General features: G+C 60.4%; 12 protein-coding genes. 3 read left to right on the forward strand and 9 right to left on the reverse strand.

All coding sequences use genetic code 11. From position 1 onward, the window contains the following. Positions 1–100: 100 nt before the first annotated feature. The 8 genes from AB4N42_RS02130 to oscA form a co-directional block, all read right to left on the reverse strand. The gene (locus AB4N42_RS02130) at positions 101–2,302 is read right to left on the reverse strand and encodes a GMC family oxidoreductase (RefSeq protein WP_460115802.1); all 2,202 of its coding nucleotides are present in this window, start codon (positions 2,300–2,302) and stop codon (positions 101–103) included. Continuing rightward, positions 2,299–2,811 (reverse strand): sorbitol dehydrogenase, encoded by a 513-nt coding sequence (locus AB4N42_RS02135; RefSeq protein WP_258648651.1) that lies wholly within the window; start codon positions 2,809–2,811, stop codon positions 2,299–2,301. Before AB4N42_RS02135 ends, AB4N42_RS02130 begins: the two co-directional genes overlap by 4 nt. Beyond that, positions 2,808–4,169: a cytochrome C gene (locus tag AB4N42_RS02140; RefSeq protein ID WP_460115803.1), complete on the reverse strand. Its 1,362-nt coding sequence runs from the start codon at positions 4,167–4,169 to the stop codon at positions 2,808–2,810. Before AB4N42_RS02140 ends, AB4N42_RS02135 begins: the two co-directional genes overlap by 4 nt. A 227-nt stretch (positions 4,170–4,396) precedes the next feature. Next, entirely contained in the window at positions 4,397–5,386 is a 990-nt protein-coding gene (locus tag AB4N42_RS02145) for a sulfate/molybdate ABC transporter ATP-binding protein (RefSeq protein ID WP_198798026.1), read from the reverse strand. 3 nt (positions 5,387–5,389) lie between these two features. After that, a complete protein-coding gene (gene cysW / locus AB4N42_RS02150; protein WP_024618577.1) occupies positions 5,390–6,259 on the reverse strand; it encodes a sulfate ABC transporter permease subunit CysW in 870 nt (289 codons plus the stop codon). Between the two features lie 13 nt (positions 6,260–6,272). Next, positions 6,273–7,091 carry a sulfate ABC transporter permease subunit CysT gene (cysT, locus tag AB4N42_RS02155; RefSeq protein ID WP_030138494.1) on the reverse strand — a complete coding sequence of 273 codons (819 nt, stop codon included), beginning with the start codon at positions 7,089–7,091 and terminating at the stop codon, positions 6,273–6,275. 155 nt (positions 7,092–7,246) lie between these two features. Continuing rightward, on the reverse strand, positions 7,247–8,260 hold the full coding sequence (locus tag AB4N42_RS02160) for a sulfate ABC transporter substrate-binding protein (RefSeq protein WP_030138495.1): 1,014 nt from the start codon (positions 8,258–8,260) through the stop codon (positions 7,247–7,249). Between the two features lie 135 nt (positions 8,261–8,395). Continuing rightward, on the reverse strand, positions 8,396–8,578 hold the full coding sequence (oscA, locus tag AB4N42_RS02165) for a sulfur starvation response protein OscA (RefSeq protein ID WP_003186967.1): 183 nt from the start codon (positions 8,576–8,578) through the stop codon (positions 8,396–8,398). A 490-nt stretch (positions 8,579–9,068) separates the two neighbouring features. Here oscA and AB4N42_RS02170 point away from each other — a divergent pair, with 490 nt between their 5' ends. Beyond that, positions 9,069–9,452, forward strand: coding sequence for a DUF6124 family protein (locus AB4N42_RS02170; protein ID WP_460115804.1), 384 nt, complete (start codon positions 9,069–9,071; stop codon positions 9,450–9,452). Positions 9,453–9,624: 172 nt separating this feature from the next. Here AB4N42_RS02170 and dibA read toward each other — a convergent pair whose 3' ends face one another. Further along, on the reverse strand, positions 9,625–11,532 hold the full coding sequence (gene dibA, locus AB4N42_RS02175) for a phosphodiesterase DibA (RefSeq protein WP_460115805.1): 1,908 nt from the start codon (positions 11,530–11,532) through the stop codon (positions 9,625–9,627). A 145-nt stretch (positions 11,533–11,677) separates the two neighbouring features. Between dibA and desA the strand changes: the two genes are divergently transcribed. Together desA and AB4N42_RS02185 are read left to right on the forward strand one after the other, a co-directional pair. Continuing rightward, on the forward strand, positions 11,678–12,862 hold the full coding sequence (gene desA / locus AB4N42_RS02180; RefSeq protein ID WP_030142190.1) for a delta-9 fatty acid desaturase DesA: 1,185 nt from the start codon (positions 11,678–11,680) through the stop codon (positions 12,860–12,862). A 323-nt stretch (positions 12,863–13,185) separates the two neighbouring features. Then, positions 13,186–14,175, forward strand: coding sequence for a GGDEF domain-containing protein (locus AB4N42_RS02185; RefSeq protein ID WP_030142191.1), 990 nt, complete (start codon positions 13,186–13,188; stop codon positions 14,173–14,175). Positions 14,176–14,283 lie beyond the last annotated feature (108 nt).

The raw sequence follows: 14,283 nt of genomic DNA on the forward strand, positions 1-14,283 counted from the left end.
GCCTGCTCGCGAAGCGGTTTGTCAGTCAACCTTGAGTTAGCTGATACACCGTATTCGCGAGCAGGCTCGCTCCCACAAGAGCTAGGTTTTACCGATCAAGCTACAGCGCACCAAACTCGACCCGAATCGTCAACGCGCCCACATTGTCAGTCAGGCCGGCGCCGTGCTGCCCCGTCAGGTCATCGTTGATGCACAGTTGCAACTCTCCGTGTTGATCCACGGGAAGCTGCGCCAGGTCACCGATCAGAAACGGCGTCCCGCTGTCACCGACCCGCCCGATCAAGGCGCCTTCGGCAGCGCCGGGCAACGTATAGCTGGAATAGGTGATGTGTCTCGAACCACCGTTTCCATCCACCCATCCCCCCTCCAGGCTGGCGCGCCATTGTCCGCTGACGTAGCGAACCAGACGCGGAACCAGAGCGTTGAGTTGCACACCGGTGCCCTGCCAGGCCTTGTTGGACTGGACCTGCATCGTCACCGCCCGCAGGTCGTTGGCCAGCGTATCCCCGGCCTGGAACGACAACGCGGCGATTGTCAGGCTCGGGTTCGAGGTGCCTGTGCTCGGGAAAACACCATCGCCCACCAGGAACAGGTTCTTGTGGTCCCAGCTGCGCTGGTCTTTATCTACGACCGACTTGGTGTGGTCATCGCCCATGCGGTAAGTCCCCATCAGGTGACCGGCGCCCTGGAAGCTGTAGGGCACCCCATCGTAAGTGAAACATCCAGGCCCGATGATGTCCGTCAGTTCCGTACCACCGAGCAGGTCCTCGATGATGTGCGTCGCCAATATTTTCGCCTGCTGGAAACCTTTCCTGGTGTAGTCGGAAAGGTCGTAATGGATTTCCGGCCGAACAATGCCGAGCCCATCCGTGAGGTTATCCGCCGAGGGCTGGATATAACTGTCGGAGTGATCGGGATCCTTCTCCACCTGCTCCACCAAAAAGCCAACCCGGAACTGGCGGGTGAAGACGTCGTTGAGCTTGCGCACCAGCGCCGTTCCCGATAGCAGTTTGTTGCTCGGGTTGGTCTTCCCTACATTCGTCCCGTCGATAAAGTCGGCGACCGTGGTGTAGGGATCACCGGCCGGCCAGTTCCACCCTTCGTTACCAATTTCGATGCGCCACGCCGCGCGGTCGCTGCGAAAGGCGCCGTCGCGCAGGCTTTCGATGCCTGCCGTCGATAACGGTCCCCGATAAGGAAAGATCGCCTTGCCCTCGGGCATGAGCCCCCAGGCCAGATAAATGGGGTGGTCAGCCAGGCTGCGACCTACTTGCCCGCTGCTGTTGGCGACACCCTTGGACCAAACGTCAGTCTTGGAGTTGAGCAACAGTTTCGGTGTTTCGATCGCATGGGCGGCGATCACATAGCGCTTTGCAACGGCCACGCCGGTTCCGGTTTTAGGGCCGTCTTCCAACTGATACTGCATGAACTCGATGCCGCTTACGTTGTGATCATCACCAACGGTTACCTTGCTGGCCACGGTCCGATAAAGCACTCGGACCTTGCCAGTGGCCAAGGCCTTGTTCATGGTCACGGTGGCGTCGTACTTGGCCTGGATCGGACAGATCGGCGTGCAGTTGGTGTTACCGGCGCATACCCGGCGCCCGGCATAAGGCTCAGAGTTGCGCCCGGCCGGCGTCGGGCTGACTACCAGCGGCAAATTATCGAACGTCTGCCCCGTGACGGCGGCGACAAAGCTGCCATCGACCAGGGATAACGGAATGCTGTGCATCGGGAACGCATAACCTTCAGGAAAGGTCATGCCCAGGTAGGCTTGGTCGACAACGTTGGCAGACACCCCGATTTCCGCTTCCGCCCGGCAGTAGGCGCTTTGCAGATCGTCATAGCCAATCGGCCAGTCCACCCCGACGCCATATTTCGACCTCAGACGAAAATCGTTCGGCACCATGCGCAGACAGGTGCCCACCCAATGCCATGTCGTGCCGCCACCTACCCGTTCATAAGTACTGGTGAAGGGCAGCGGGCCTTTTTGTACCAGGTAGCTGACCGCAGGTTTGTTCCAGTTGTCATTGAGCAGGTCGGCAATGGTCGCTCGCGGAGCGTTCAGCTTGGCCGGCCCGGTGAGGTGTGGGTCCAGCGTTGTACTCGGGGGGTAGGGTGACTCTGGGGTCTTCAGCGTCGCGGTATAGAAACGCTCCAGATACTGAGCACGATTGACCGGTATCTCTGGCCCCGATTCAAGTACCAATACGTCAATACCCGCCATGCCCAACTGATAGGCAATAATGCTGCCGGCCAGACCTGCGCCAACGATCACCACTTCTGCTTGTTCAGTACTCATGACAACGCTCCTTGCTGTCCGTTGGCGGGCACGCCGGTCAAATCCTCAAGGCTTGGGGGCGTGCTGTTCCAGTAGCCAAAAAACGACTCGCTGTAGCCCATCGGGTGAGCCTGGGCAATCTTCCAGGCCCAGCTATGGATGTAGGCCTGGTCGGATACCACCGCCGAATCGTCCTTCTTGAAAGGCAGCCTATCGAACGGCTGATACCAGACGCCTAGCAGCCACAGCTTCATGATCGAGCGCGCCGCCAGCACGGTGTCAGGAATCGTCGGCTGCATATTGAATTTCAGTATTTGCTCGGCGATCTGGTCGGGCGGTACATGGTCGGCCGCCAGGGTGGCGTACTGAGTCAGCAACGCATTGAGCACGTCAGGAGGAATTCGCGCCGTGACGTAATCGAGAAAGATCGGCGGCAAACCGACCGGGTCGATCTGCGGTGCCAGAAGCTCTGCCGAAATGCCGATCAGGGCTGACGACAGGCCGACGAAATTGTCCAGGTTGGTGCTCATTGCTTGGCTCCTTGTCCACTGGTGGACTGTGCGCGTTCGAGCAAATAGGTGAAGTCCGCAAAACTGGTGCGCGGCGATTCGGTGACATGGGTCGCCGCATTGCCGTGACACGCCATGCAACTCGAGGACGCCTGGGGCACGGTGCCCTGGATATAGGTTTCCAGCGTGGCGTTGGCCAGGAACGAAGGCGCGGGGCTGCCCAACGGGTTCGCGGCCGATACCTGGCAGTTTTTCGGCGGGTCCGACGGCCACTGGGTACTGATCAGTTGGTAGTTGGCCCAGACACTCTTGGGGTTGGCCGTTCGCAACAGGGCTTGATAGGAGGCGTTGAGTGTCTTGGTCGCCTCGGTCAACGGCACCTCACGCACGATTTGTGAAGGCGCCGCCTTGACCGCCGGGTTCCATGGCCGTGGCGGCGGCTGGTTGATGGGGTTTTGGCTGTTGGCGTTGTAGAACAGATACGGGCCCGCCCGCTGGGCGACAGGCGTGGTTTGTTCGGGCACGTTATTGACATGTTCGAAGGTTGACCAGACCCACTGCGCTGCATTGGCGGTTTTGTGGACCATGTGCAATCCCACCAGCCCGACCGGCTCGGACACGCACGACTCCTCGACGATCGGGCCCTTGCCCGGGTCGCTGTTGCCAGGCGTGTAGACCAGGGCATCGACCGTGTGGAACGCCTGCCGGTTATCGTTGGGACCGAGCATTTTCCACGAAGCCTTCACCATCACCGCGCCGACCTGCTGGCTCTTGGTAGAACCACAGCTGAACGCCACGGTGTTGTTGGGGTTGGCGGCGAAGAACTTCTGCTGGCCTTCGATGCTGTACAGGCCGTTGTCGACGATCCCGTCGAACATCGATTGGTTGACCACGATTTCGTTGCGCGTATAGACGCCGTTCTGATCCACCAGCGGACCGCTCTCGAAGGGCTGGATAAACTCGTCCAGCACGTCGGGGACCTTGCCCATTTGTTGCAACAGGCGGCCGGGCTTGAGTGACTTGCACGCCTCAGGCAGGGTCGCCGGCGCGTTCCAAGGCAGCGGGGCTTGCCCTTTCGCTCGGAAAATCTGGTAGCTCTCTTTCCAACTTTCCCAGACCGTCGCCCCGTCTTGCTGACCGATGGTGACGCCGGTATTCGGACTGCCGTTGTCCAGTGCCGGCCAGTTCAGGGCGATGAAAGTCTGCCAGGACAAATCATCGAAATTGGCTTGCAGGCTGACCAGTGAAACGGGGCTGGTCACCGTGACATCGAAAGGGATCTGGGGGGACAACGAGGGAGTGGCGCCGACAGCAGGACTCAACAGAACGCTTAACAAGGCACAGCCGAACGGGCCGGGCCGATTGACTTCCATTCTCATGCTTTCTCTCCTTGGCATCAGGGCGCCAGGAGAAAACAACACCGGTCCGTCATGGACTCTCACTTGCCTCCTGGCACGTCAGAGTCTAGGTAGGGTTTGAGTCGGGAAAAGGCCTTTGAGTAGAACGAATCGAAGCAAGGTCAAGTGGGCCTTATTCAGATTCGGATCGGGGCGCCGGTGAGTACGCCTTCGCGAGCAGGCTCGCGAAGGCGTTCCGACAAAGCTATTTAAAGGTTGGAAACTTTCTGCCAGACCTTCGGCTTGAAGAACAACGTCTCGCCCTTCGCCAACCCCACCAGGCTGTCGTGGTCCTTCACCACTTCGGCTTCGATCAACTCGCTCTGGCCCTCGACCTTCAAGGTCACCCGAGTGGTCGCGCCGAGCGGGCGAATGTCGCGCACTTCGGCGGCGTGATGATCTTCCAGCTCCGAGCGTGACAGCGAGACTTCGTGCGGGCGGAACAGCACATGCCGATCCTCACCCAAATGCAGGCGGTTCGAATCACCGAGGAAGTGGTACACAAAGTCGCTGGCCGGGTTTTCATAGACGTCCCCCGGCGAACCGATCTGCTCGATCACTCCCTTGTTCATCACCACGATCCGGTCGGCGACTTCCATGGCCTCTTCCTGGTCGTGGGTCACGAAGACCGAGGTCAAGTTGATGTCCTCGTGCAGCCGCGCCAGCCAGCGGCGCAGTTCCTTGCGGACCTTGGCGTCGAGGGCGCCGAACGGTTCGTCCAGCAGCAGCACCTTGGGCTCCACCGCCAAGGCGCGGGCCAGGGCGATACGCTGGCGCTGGCCGCCGGACAGTTGCTCCGGGTAGCGGTCGGCGAGCCAGTCCAGTTGCACCATGTTCAGCAGCTCGTGGACCTTGGTCGCGATCTGGCTTTCGCTCGGGCGCTGGCCCTTGGGTTTCATGCGCAGGCCGAAGGCGACGTTGTCGAACACCGTCATGTGGCGGAACAAGGCGTAGTGCTGGAACACGAAACCGACGTTGCGATCACGCACGTCGTGGCCGGACACGTCCTCGCCGTGGAAGACGATGCTGCCCTGGTCCGGGGTTTCAAGGCCGGCGATGATCCGCAGCAAGGTGGTCTTGCCACAACCCGACGGCCCGAGCAGCGCCACCAGCTCACCGCTCTGGATGTCCAGGCTGATCTCGTCCAGTGCCCTGAACGCGTTGAAATTCTTGCTGACGTTACGGACTTCGATCGACATGACTTATTCCTCCGCGGCGCTGGCGCGCAGGCGGTTGATTCGGTTTTCGCTCCACTGCTTGAGCAGCAGGATGAAGAGCGCCAGGATCAGCAACAGGCTCGCCACGGCGAACGCGGCCACGTGGTTGTATTCGTTGTAGAGGATCTCGACGTGCAGCGGCAGGGTGTTGGTCACCCCGCGAATGTGCCCGGAGACCACCGACACCGCGCCGAACTCACCCATGGCCCGGGCGGTACACAGCACCACGCCATAGATCAGGCCCCACTTGATGTTCGGCACGGTGACATGCCAGAACATCTGCCAGCCATTGGCGCCCAGCAGGCGCGCGGCCTCTTCTTCCTGGGTGCCTTGTTCCTGCATCAGCGGGATCAACTCACGGGCCACGAACGGCACGGTGACGAAGATCGTCGCCAGGACGATGCCCGGCAGCGCGAAGACGATCTGGATATCGTGATCCGACAGCCACGGCCCGAACAGGCCCTGGGCGCCGAACATCAGCACGTAGACCAGGCCCGCGATCACCGGCGACACCGAGAACGGCAGGTCGATCAGCGTCACCAGCATGCTCTTGCCACGGAATGAATACTTGCTCACGCACCACGCGGCACTGACGCCGAACACCAGGTTCAGCGGCACCGAGATCAGCACGGCAATCACCGTGAGCTTCAGCGCCGACAGTGCGTCAGGTTCGAAGATCGCGGTGAAGAACGCCCCCAGCCCGAGCTTCAGGCCCTGGGACACTACGATGAACAACGGCAGCAGCAAAAACAGCGCAAAGATCAACCAGCCGAGGCCGATCAAGACGCGCCGCGACGTCGCACTGCCGCGACGGGCGGCATTGGTGGAGGCAGCGGAAATAGACGATTGGGACATGGTTCGCGCCTCCTTATGGGGTTTCGATGCGCCGCTGCAGCAGGTTGATCAGCAGCAACAGGACGAAGGAAACCACCAGCATCAGCACGCCGATGGAAGTGGCGCCGGTGTAGTCGTATTGGTCGAGCTTGACCATGATCAGCAGCGGCAGGATCTCGGTTTTCATCGGCATGTTGCCGGCGATGAAAATCACCGAACCGTACTCGCCCACACCCCGGGCAAAGGCCAGGGCGAAGCCGGTCAACCAGGCAGGCAACAGCGCCGGCATCAGGATATGGCGGAACACTTGCCACGGTTTCGCACCCAGGCACGCGGCGGCTTCTTCGACTTCACGGGGAATGTCGGCCAGCACCGGCTGCACCGTGCGCACCACGAACGGCAGCGTCACGAAGGTCAGCGCCAGGGTAATGCCCAGCGGGGTGTAGGCGATCTTGAAACCCAGGTCGGTGGCGAATTGACCAACCAGGCCGGTCGGCGCGTACAACGCCGTCAGCGCGATGCCGGCCACGGCGGTGGGCAGGGCGAACGGCAGGTCGATCATCGCGTCGATGATCTTGCGGCCGGGGAAGGTGTAGCGCACCAGCACCCAGGCCAGCAGCGTGCCGATCACGCCGTTGATGATGGCGGCGTACAGCGCGGTGCCGAAACTGAGCTTCAGCGCAGCCAGCACCCGTGGCGCCGACACGATCGCCCAGAATTGTTCCCAGGTGAGTTGGGCGGCATGCACGAACATGGCCGCCAGCGGTATGAGCACAATCAGACTGAGGTACACCAGGGTGTAGCCCAGCGTCAGCCCGAAGCCGGGTATGACGGGGGATATGCGACGCGACATAAAGGTCCTTGGTTGAGAACGCACTTACCGTGGCGAGGGAGCTTGCTCCCGCTGGGCTACGAAGTAGCCCCAGAAATTCTGGGAGCGCTTCGCACTCCAGCGGGAGCAAGCTCCCTCGCCACAATGAATTACGGCCTGGATCCGACTAGCCCAGCTTACTGCGCCTGATAGATCTGGTCGAACACCCCGCCATCGTTGAAGAATTTCGGCTGGGCCGTTTTCCAGCCGCCGAAGTCCTTGTCGATGGTCACCAGTTCCACTTTCGGGAACTGCCGGGAATACTTGGCGGCCACGTCCTTGTCACGCGGGCGATAGAAGTTCTTCGCAGCAATTTCCTGGCCGGCCGGGCTGTACAGGTGCTTGAGGTACGCTTCGGCGATCTCCGCATTGCCCTTTTTCTCGGCGTTCTTGTCCACCACCGCCACCGGCGGTTCGGCGAGGATCGACAGGGACGGCACGACGATGTCGAACTTGTCGGCGCCACCCTCCTCTTTCAGCGCCAGGAAGGCTTCGTTTTCCCAGGCCAGCAACACATCACCCTGACCGTTGTTGACAAAGGTGATGGTCGAGCCACGGGCGCCGGTGTCGAGGATCGGCACGTGCTTGAACAATGCCTGCACGTATTCCTTGGCCTTGGCCTCGTCGCCGCCGTTGGCTTTCAGGCCGTAGGCCCAGGCGGCGAGGAAGTTCCAGCGAGCACCGCCAGACGTTTTCGGGTTCGGCGTGATGACCGACACATCATTCTTGATCAGGTCGCCCCAATCCTTGATGCCCTTGGGGTTGCCCTTGCGCACCAGGAAAACGATGGTCGAAGTGTAGGGCGTGCTGGCGTCCGGCAGGCGGGTTTGCCAGTCCGCTGGCAGGGACTTGCCCAGCTTGGCGATTTCATCGATGTCACCGGCCAAGGCCAGTGTCACGACGTCGGCGCGCAGGCCATCGATCACCGCCCGGCCTTGCTTGCCCGAGCCGCCGTGGGACTGCTGGATCTTCACGCTATCGTCCGGATGGGCTTTCTTCCAGAAATTGACGAATTCGGCGTTGTAGTCCTGGTACAGCTCGCGCGTCGGGTCGTAGGACACGTTGAGCAACTCGTAATCCTTGGCGACGGCGGAACCTGCAAAAACAGCACTGGCCAGGGCGGCCAGGGCATAACGGCGAATCGGCGACATGGTGAAAGCTCCTGGAATTCTGGTTTTTATGGCTTCTGGAAATCGAGTGGCTTGTAGAAAAGATCGCAGCCTTTGGCAGCTCCTACACCTAGCCCCCCTGTAGGAGCTGCCGAAGGCTGCGATCTTTTTGGCGTTTCAAGACGGCTTATGACTCGGTTGTTGCAAGCGGAATTTTTCCTTGCGTTCGATCTGGACCACCTGGGCGTTGTGCACGGTGATTTCCACCGCGCCAAAGCGCAGGTCACGCAAAGCACTCTGGATCTCGCGCAAGATAGTTGCTTCGTCCTGGCCGTCAACGCTACGTAGGGATGCGCTCATGCTGCTGCTCCTTTGAATGATTGCCTGGCAGTGGGCGGCACTGCTTGCGGCGTGGGAGCAATACTAGATAAAGCGGGATATTCTTAAAAAGACTATTTAAGAATTTTTATATAACCAAAATGATGTTGGGATTTTGGCGTCCTACGACGGGCGTGATGGCGGGTCTTTTTACCTGCCATGTCGTCGGAGATTTCCTTCAATACGTGGTGCCTTTGATGAACTAGGCAGCACTGCCGAGCGCAGCTAACCTCTGATCGTCATCGCAAAAAACGGTGACACGGACGTGCAAGTCCGAGTAAAACACCACCCCTTGATGCCTCTAGCCATTCGTGGCGCATTTGCGCCCGTGTTTTATGGCGGCTGTGTTCGGGAGATCTTCGGATCTGCCGAGTTTTGGGTAGGGTTGCTCGGTCTTGCACACTCGCACACAGCTGCCACCCTTCATTGCGTGCAAGCGATCCAGGGCGGTTCTCTATAGGAAACCTTCCCCATGTTCAAACCTACGCCAAATCCGCCGAAAAACGGTCACAAATCCCGCATCGAAAAACTCGAAGAAAAACGCCTCGAAGACGCCACCAACCGCGCCCTCGACTACTACCTCAAGCCCCACCCCGCCTCGCCGCCGGAACCCGACAAAGACCAACTCTTCATCGTCTCCCCGCACATCGACACCGAAACCCTGCTCGCCAACGCCTCCGAAGACCTGCTCTCCATCAGCACCATCGCCGCCGACCTGGCCGACGACATCGACGAATCACGCCGTTGCGTCGCCCTGGCGATCAGTCGCATGGCCGATGGGGTTCAGTTGTTGGTTGAACGAGCGCTGGATCATCTGGAAACGAAGGGGATGGCGGCGCCTGCAGCCAAGGGTTAGCGCTGTGTCATTTCGGTATTGATGTCAGCCGAGCCGACGCCATCGTCGGATCGCCGCCCGGAGCAAGCCCGCTCCCACAATGGACCGATTTGTGTCAGGAGAAACAGGTCAACTGTGGGAGCGAGCTTGCTCGCGATGGCGGTGCATCAGTCAACATCAATGCCGCGGGTGATCAGGCAATCACCGGCGCCCGCTCCCAATCCAACTGCACCGCCGCCACCGGCCGGCCAAACCAATACCCCTGCCCCAACTCACAAGCCTGGCCCAGCAGAAACGCCGCTTGCTCCTGCTGTTCTATGCCCTCGGCATGCACCTGCATGCCCATGCTATGGGCCAGGGCGATGATCACGCGGACAATCGCCACGTCGTCCTCGTCCCACGGCAACCCGGCGACAAAACCCTGGTCGATCTTGAGCTTTTGCACCGGCAAACGCTTGAGCCGCAGCAGCGATGAATACCCCGTGCCGAAGTCATCGATAGCCAAGCGCACGCCCAATTCGCGCAAGCGGTGCATCTGTTCCAGCGCCACTTCCGGATCCTCCATGACCGCGCTTTCGGTCACTTCCAGTTCCAGGAGAGCCGGATCCAGGCCAGTGTCGTGCAGTACGCGGGCGACTTGCTCGTACAATTCGCGACGGGCGAACAAGCGGCTGGACACATTGACCGCCACGAACGACAGGACCACGCCGGCCTGCTGCCACTCACACATTTGCCGGCAGGCCTGCTCCATGACCCAGGCATCGATCTGGGCGATCAGCCCCGTACGTTCGGCGATGGGAATGAACTCTGCCGGAGAAACCAGCCCACGCGTTGGATGCTCCCAACGTACGAGCGCCTCGACGCCCACCAGACGGCTGGTCGCCAAGTCGTGCACCGGTTGGTAATGCACCCGCAACTCCTCTTGCTGCAGGGCGCGTCGAAGTTCGAAAGCGACTTCGACCCGTTGCTGAGCGTGGGCGGTGAGCTCTTCGGTGTACAGGGCGTAGCCATCCCGTCCGCTGCTCTTGGCCTTGAACAGCGCCGAATCGGCGTTGCGCAACAGTTGACCAGCGCTGAGGGCATCGCCGGGGAACAGGCTGATACCGATGCTGGCGTTGACAAACAGGGATTGCTCGCCGAGCTGCAACGGCTCTTTCAATGCATCGAGGATGCGCCGGGCCAACGCCGCTGCCTGCCCAGGCTGGGAGCAGTTTTCCACCAGCACCGCGAACTCATCGCCACCCAGCCGGGCCAGGGTGATGCCCGGCGCAAACAGGTCAAGAAAGCGCTTGGCCACGCCCTTGAGCAACTCATCACCCACGCTGTGGCCCAGGCTGTCGTTGATGTTCTTGAAATGATCGAGATCCAACAGCAACAGCGCACACCCGCGCTTGTGAAGCTGCGCCGATGCCACGGCCTGCTCGGTGCGATCGGAAAACAGCAGGCGATTGGGCAGGCCGGTCAGCGGGTCGTGATGGGCCAGGTGCGCCAGTTCATGCTCCGAATCCTTGATCGCACTGATGTCGGAAAACACCGCGACGTATTGGCTGACTTCGCCGTTGTCGTCGACGACGGCACGGATAGTCTGCCATTGCGGGTAGATTTCGCCGCTTTTGCGGCGGTTCCAGATTTCACCGCTCCATTCGCCGCGGCTGGACAACGACGCAAACATATCGCGATAGAAAGCCGGTCCGTGCCGGCCGGATTTGAACAGATTGGGTTGGCGCCCCAATACTTCGTCCCGGCCATAACCAGTGATCGCCATGAACGCCCGGTTGACGTGCACGATCAGGCCCTGGCGGTCCGTGACCAGGACCCCTTCGCGGGTGCAATCGAAGACAGCGGCGGCCTGGCGCAATCGTTCACGGTCGAGGCTGCCCTCGCCCTTGTCGAAACACCGCACGATCCGCACCCGAGCCATGAATATCAGCCCGGCGCTGACCAGCACCCAGGCATAACCGTTGATCAGTTGCCAGCGAAGCCGGTCGGCGGAATGATCGAAGAAACTGCTCAATAAATAACCAACCAGCTGCAGCCAGGCGACGGATAGCAGAAGGTAAAGCAGTGCTCCACGCATGGCAGTGCGTTGGTAGACAGTCATGCGGTCATCCATGTCCCTGTAATGTGAGGGGATTATAGAGTAAGAAACATCCTGCCACTCTTATCTGAAAGGCCGACTGGTTTTATCGGTCGAGCTGGTGATAATGCAACGGCAGTTTCTATTTTTATCGAGGGCCCTACAGCCTATGTGGTACGAAGGTTTTCTTGGCTTGTCGCCCTGGTCGCTGGTGGCAGTCACCTTGCTGATGACCCATGTGACGATCATCAGCGTCACGGTCTACCTGCACCGTTATTCGGCCCACCGTTCCCTGGAACTCAACGCCGGCCTCAAACATTTTTTCCGCTTCTGGCTGTGGCTGACCACAGCGCAGAACACCCGCGAGTGGACGGCCATCCACCGCAAGCACCACGCCAAATGCGAAACCGAGGATGACCCCCACAGCCCGGTCATCAAAGGCTTGTCCACGGTACTGCGCAAAGGCGCCGAGCTGTATCGCGCCGAGGCGCAAAACCCGGAAACCCTGCGTATCTATGGCAAGAACTGCCCGGAAGACTGGATCGAGCGCAACCTCTATAGCCGCTTCCCTTTGCTGGGCGTGGCGATCATGGGCGTCATCGACCTGCTGCTGTTCGGCACGATCGGCATCACCATCTGGGCCATCCAGATGATGTGGATCCCCGTCTGGGCCGCCGGCGTGGTCAACGGCCTGGGGCATGCCGTGGGTTACCGCAACTTCGAATGTCGCGACGCGGCGACCAACCTGGTGCCCTGGGGCATCCTGATCGGTGGCGAAGAGCTGCACAATAACCACCACACCTACCCCAATTCGGCCAAGCTGTCGGTGCGCAAATGGGAATTCGACCTGGGCTGGGCCTGGATCAAGGTCTTCAGCTTCCTGCGCCTGGCAAAGGTCCAGCGGGTTGCGCCGATTGCCCACCGGGTCGAAGGCAAGGGCCACCTGGACATGGACACGGCCATGGCAATTCTCAACAACCGCTTCCAGATCATGGCCCAGTACCGCCGGCTGGTCATCGCGCCGCTGGTCAAGCAGGAACTGGATAAAGTCGATCACTCCGTGCGCCACCAGTTTCATCGGGCCAAACGCCTGCTGTCACGGGAAACCAGCCTGCTGGACGATCGCCATCACCTGCGCATCCAGAACATGCTGGAGCACAGCCAGGCGCTGAAGGTGATCTACGAAAAACGCCTGGCCTTGCAGCAGATCTGGGTCAAGACCAGCAGCAACGGCCATGACATGCTCGCAGCCATCAAGGAATGGGTTCATGAGGCTGAAGCCAGTGGCATCCAGTCCCTGAGGGACTTTGCCGATCAGCTCAAGACCTACTCGCTGCGGCCGGCCACGGCCTGACACCAATGTGCGCGGCGGGGAGGTTGTTGTGGCGAGGGGATTCATCCCCGCTGGGCTGCGCAGCAGCCCAAAAACCTGACGGCTCGGTGTGTCAGGCTCACTCAAATTGGCTGTCTTGGGGCCGCTTCGCAGCCCAGCGGGGATAAATCCCCTCGCCACAGTTTCAACCCCATACTTTGACTCACTAAATCCCCCGCCCTTCGTCGCCTGAAAAGGAACTTCGCCCACAATCCCCTATCTCAAGAGCACTTCGCCATCCTGGCGGGCTTTGGAGTAAGCGCGTGCAAATCCATAGCAATGCACGTTCTTTGAGATTTGTGCCGATGGTCGACAAGAACCTACAGGATTCATCCCAGCCTCATTGGCCCGAAGCGGCCCAGACACTCATGGCGCTGATGCACGCCCAAGGCGAAGTGGCACGCCTGAGCGAGCGGGAGCAGTTGTTCAGTTCGTTGCTCGTCAGCGTCAATGCGGTGCTGTGGGCGTTCAATTGGGAAACCCGGCAGGTGCTGTATGTCAGCCCCGCCTACGAACGGATTTTCGGTCGGCCCGCGGGCCTGGTACTGGCGGACTACAACGAGTGGCGTGACGCCATCTACCCGGACGACCTTGATTACGCCGAACGCAGCCTGGCCGAAGTGTTGGTCAAAGGTGCCGTCGAAGATCGCGAATACCGGATCATCGCCGCCGATGGGCAGATTCGCTGGCTAAGCGACAAATGCTTCATCAACCGCCAAGCCGACCCGGGACAGCCGGTGATCGTTGTCGGTATCGCTGAAGACATCACCGAGAAAAAACTGCTCGAAAGCGAACTGCAGCGGCTGGCGACCACCGATGTGCTGACCCAGAGCAGCAACCGCCGGCACTTCTTCGAGTGCGCCCATCGCGAGTTCGAGCAGGCTCGGCTGCAAGGCACGCCCATGGCGTTCCTGTTGCTGGACATCGATGATTTCAAGTTGATCAACGACACCTACGGCCATCAGGAAGGCGATACGGTGCTGCAGAAAATCGCTGAAAGCGGAAGGACCGTGCTCAGGCGTGGCGACCTGTTCGGGCGGATCGGCGGCGAGGAATTTGCCGCTGTGTTTCCAGGCTGCCCACCGGACATGGCGTTGCAGGTGGCCGAGCGCCTGCAACGGGAAATCCAACGCCTGGCGTTCCGCTGCGGGGAGCAGAACTTCGGCATCACAGTCAGCCAGGGCCTGACCGGGATCACCGCTGAAGACCAGACCCTCGATAGCTTGTTTGCCCGTGCTGACGCGGCGATGTACGAGGCCAAGCGCCAGGGTAAGAACCGTATAATCGCCGCCTGAGGCCAATCTCAGCGCAATCGAATCCGGCCATGCCGCTGATCCTGTGGGAGCGAGCTTGCTCGCGAAGGCGTCAGGTCAGTCGACATCAATATTGACTGGTACACCGCC

It is taken from the genome of Pseudomonas sp. H2_D02, assembly GCF_054677635.1.

Coding starts and splice junctions, on each gene's coding strand:
- AB4N42_RS02130 (WP_460115802.1), bottom strand. CDS start 2,302: ATGAGTACTGAACAAGCAGAAGTGGTGATCGTTGGCGCAGGTCTGGCC.
- AB4N42_RS02135 (WP_258648651.1), bottom strand. CDS start 2,811: ATGAGCACCAACCTGGACAATTTCGTCGGCCTGTCGTCAGCCCTGATC.
- AB4N42_RS02140 (WP_460115803.1), bottom strand. CDS start 4,169: ATGAGAATGGAAGTCAATCGGCCCGGCCCGTTCGGCTGTGCCTTGTTA.
- AB4N42_RS02145 (WP_198798026.1), bottom strand. CDS start 5,386: ATGTCGATCGAAGTCCGTAACGTCAGCAAGAATTTCAACGCGTTCAGG.
- cysW (WP_024618577.1), bottom strand. CDS start 6,259: ATGTCCCAATCGTCTATTTCCGCTGCCTCCACCAATGCCGCCCGTCGC.
- cysT (WP_030138494.1), bottom strand. CDS start 7,091: ATGTCGCGTCGCATATCCCCCGTCATACCCGGCTTCGGGCTGACGCTG.
- AB4N42_RS02160 (WP_030138495.1), bottom strand. CDS start 8,260: ATGTCGCCGATTCGCCGTTATGCCCTGGCCGCCCTGGCCAGTGCTGTT.
- oscA (WP_003186967.1), bottom strand. CDS start 8,578: ATGAGCGCATCCCTACGTAGCGTTGACGGCCAGGACGAAGCAACTATC.
- AB4N42_RS02170 (WP_460115804.1), top strand. CDS start 9,069: ATGTTCAAACCTACGCCAAATCCGCCGAAAAACGGTCACAAATCCCGC.
- dibA (WP_460115805.1), bottom strand. CDS start 11,532: ATGACTGTCTACCAACGCACTGCCATGCGTGGAGCACTGCTTTACCTT.
- desA (WP_030142190.1), top strand. CDS start 11,678: ATGTGGTACGAAGGTTTTCTTGGCTTGTCGCCCTGGTCGCTGGTGGCA.
- AB4N42_RS02185 (WP_030142191.1), top strand. CDS start 13,186: ATGGTCGACAAGAACCTACAGGATTCATCCCAGCCTCATTGGCCCGAA.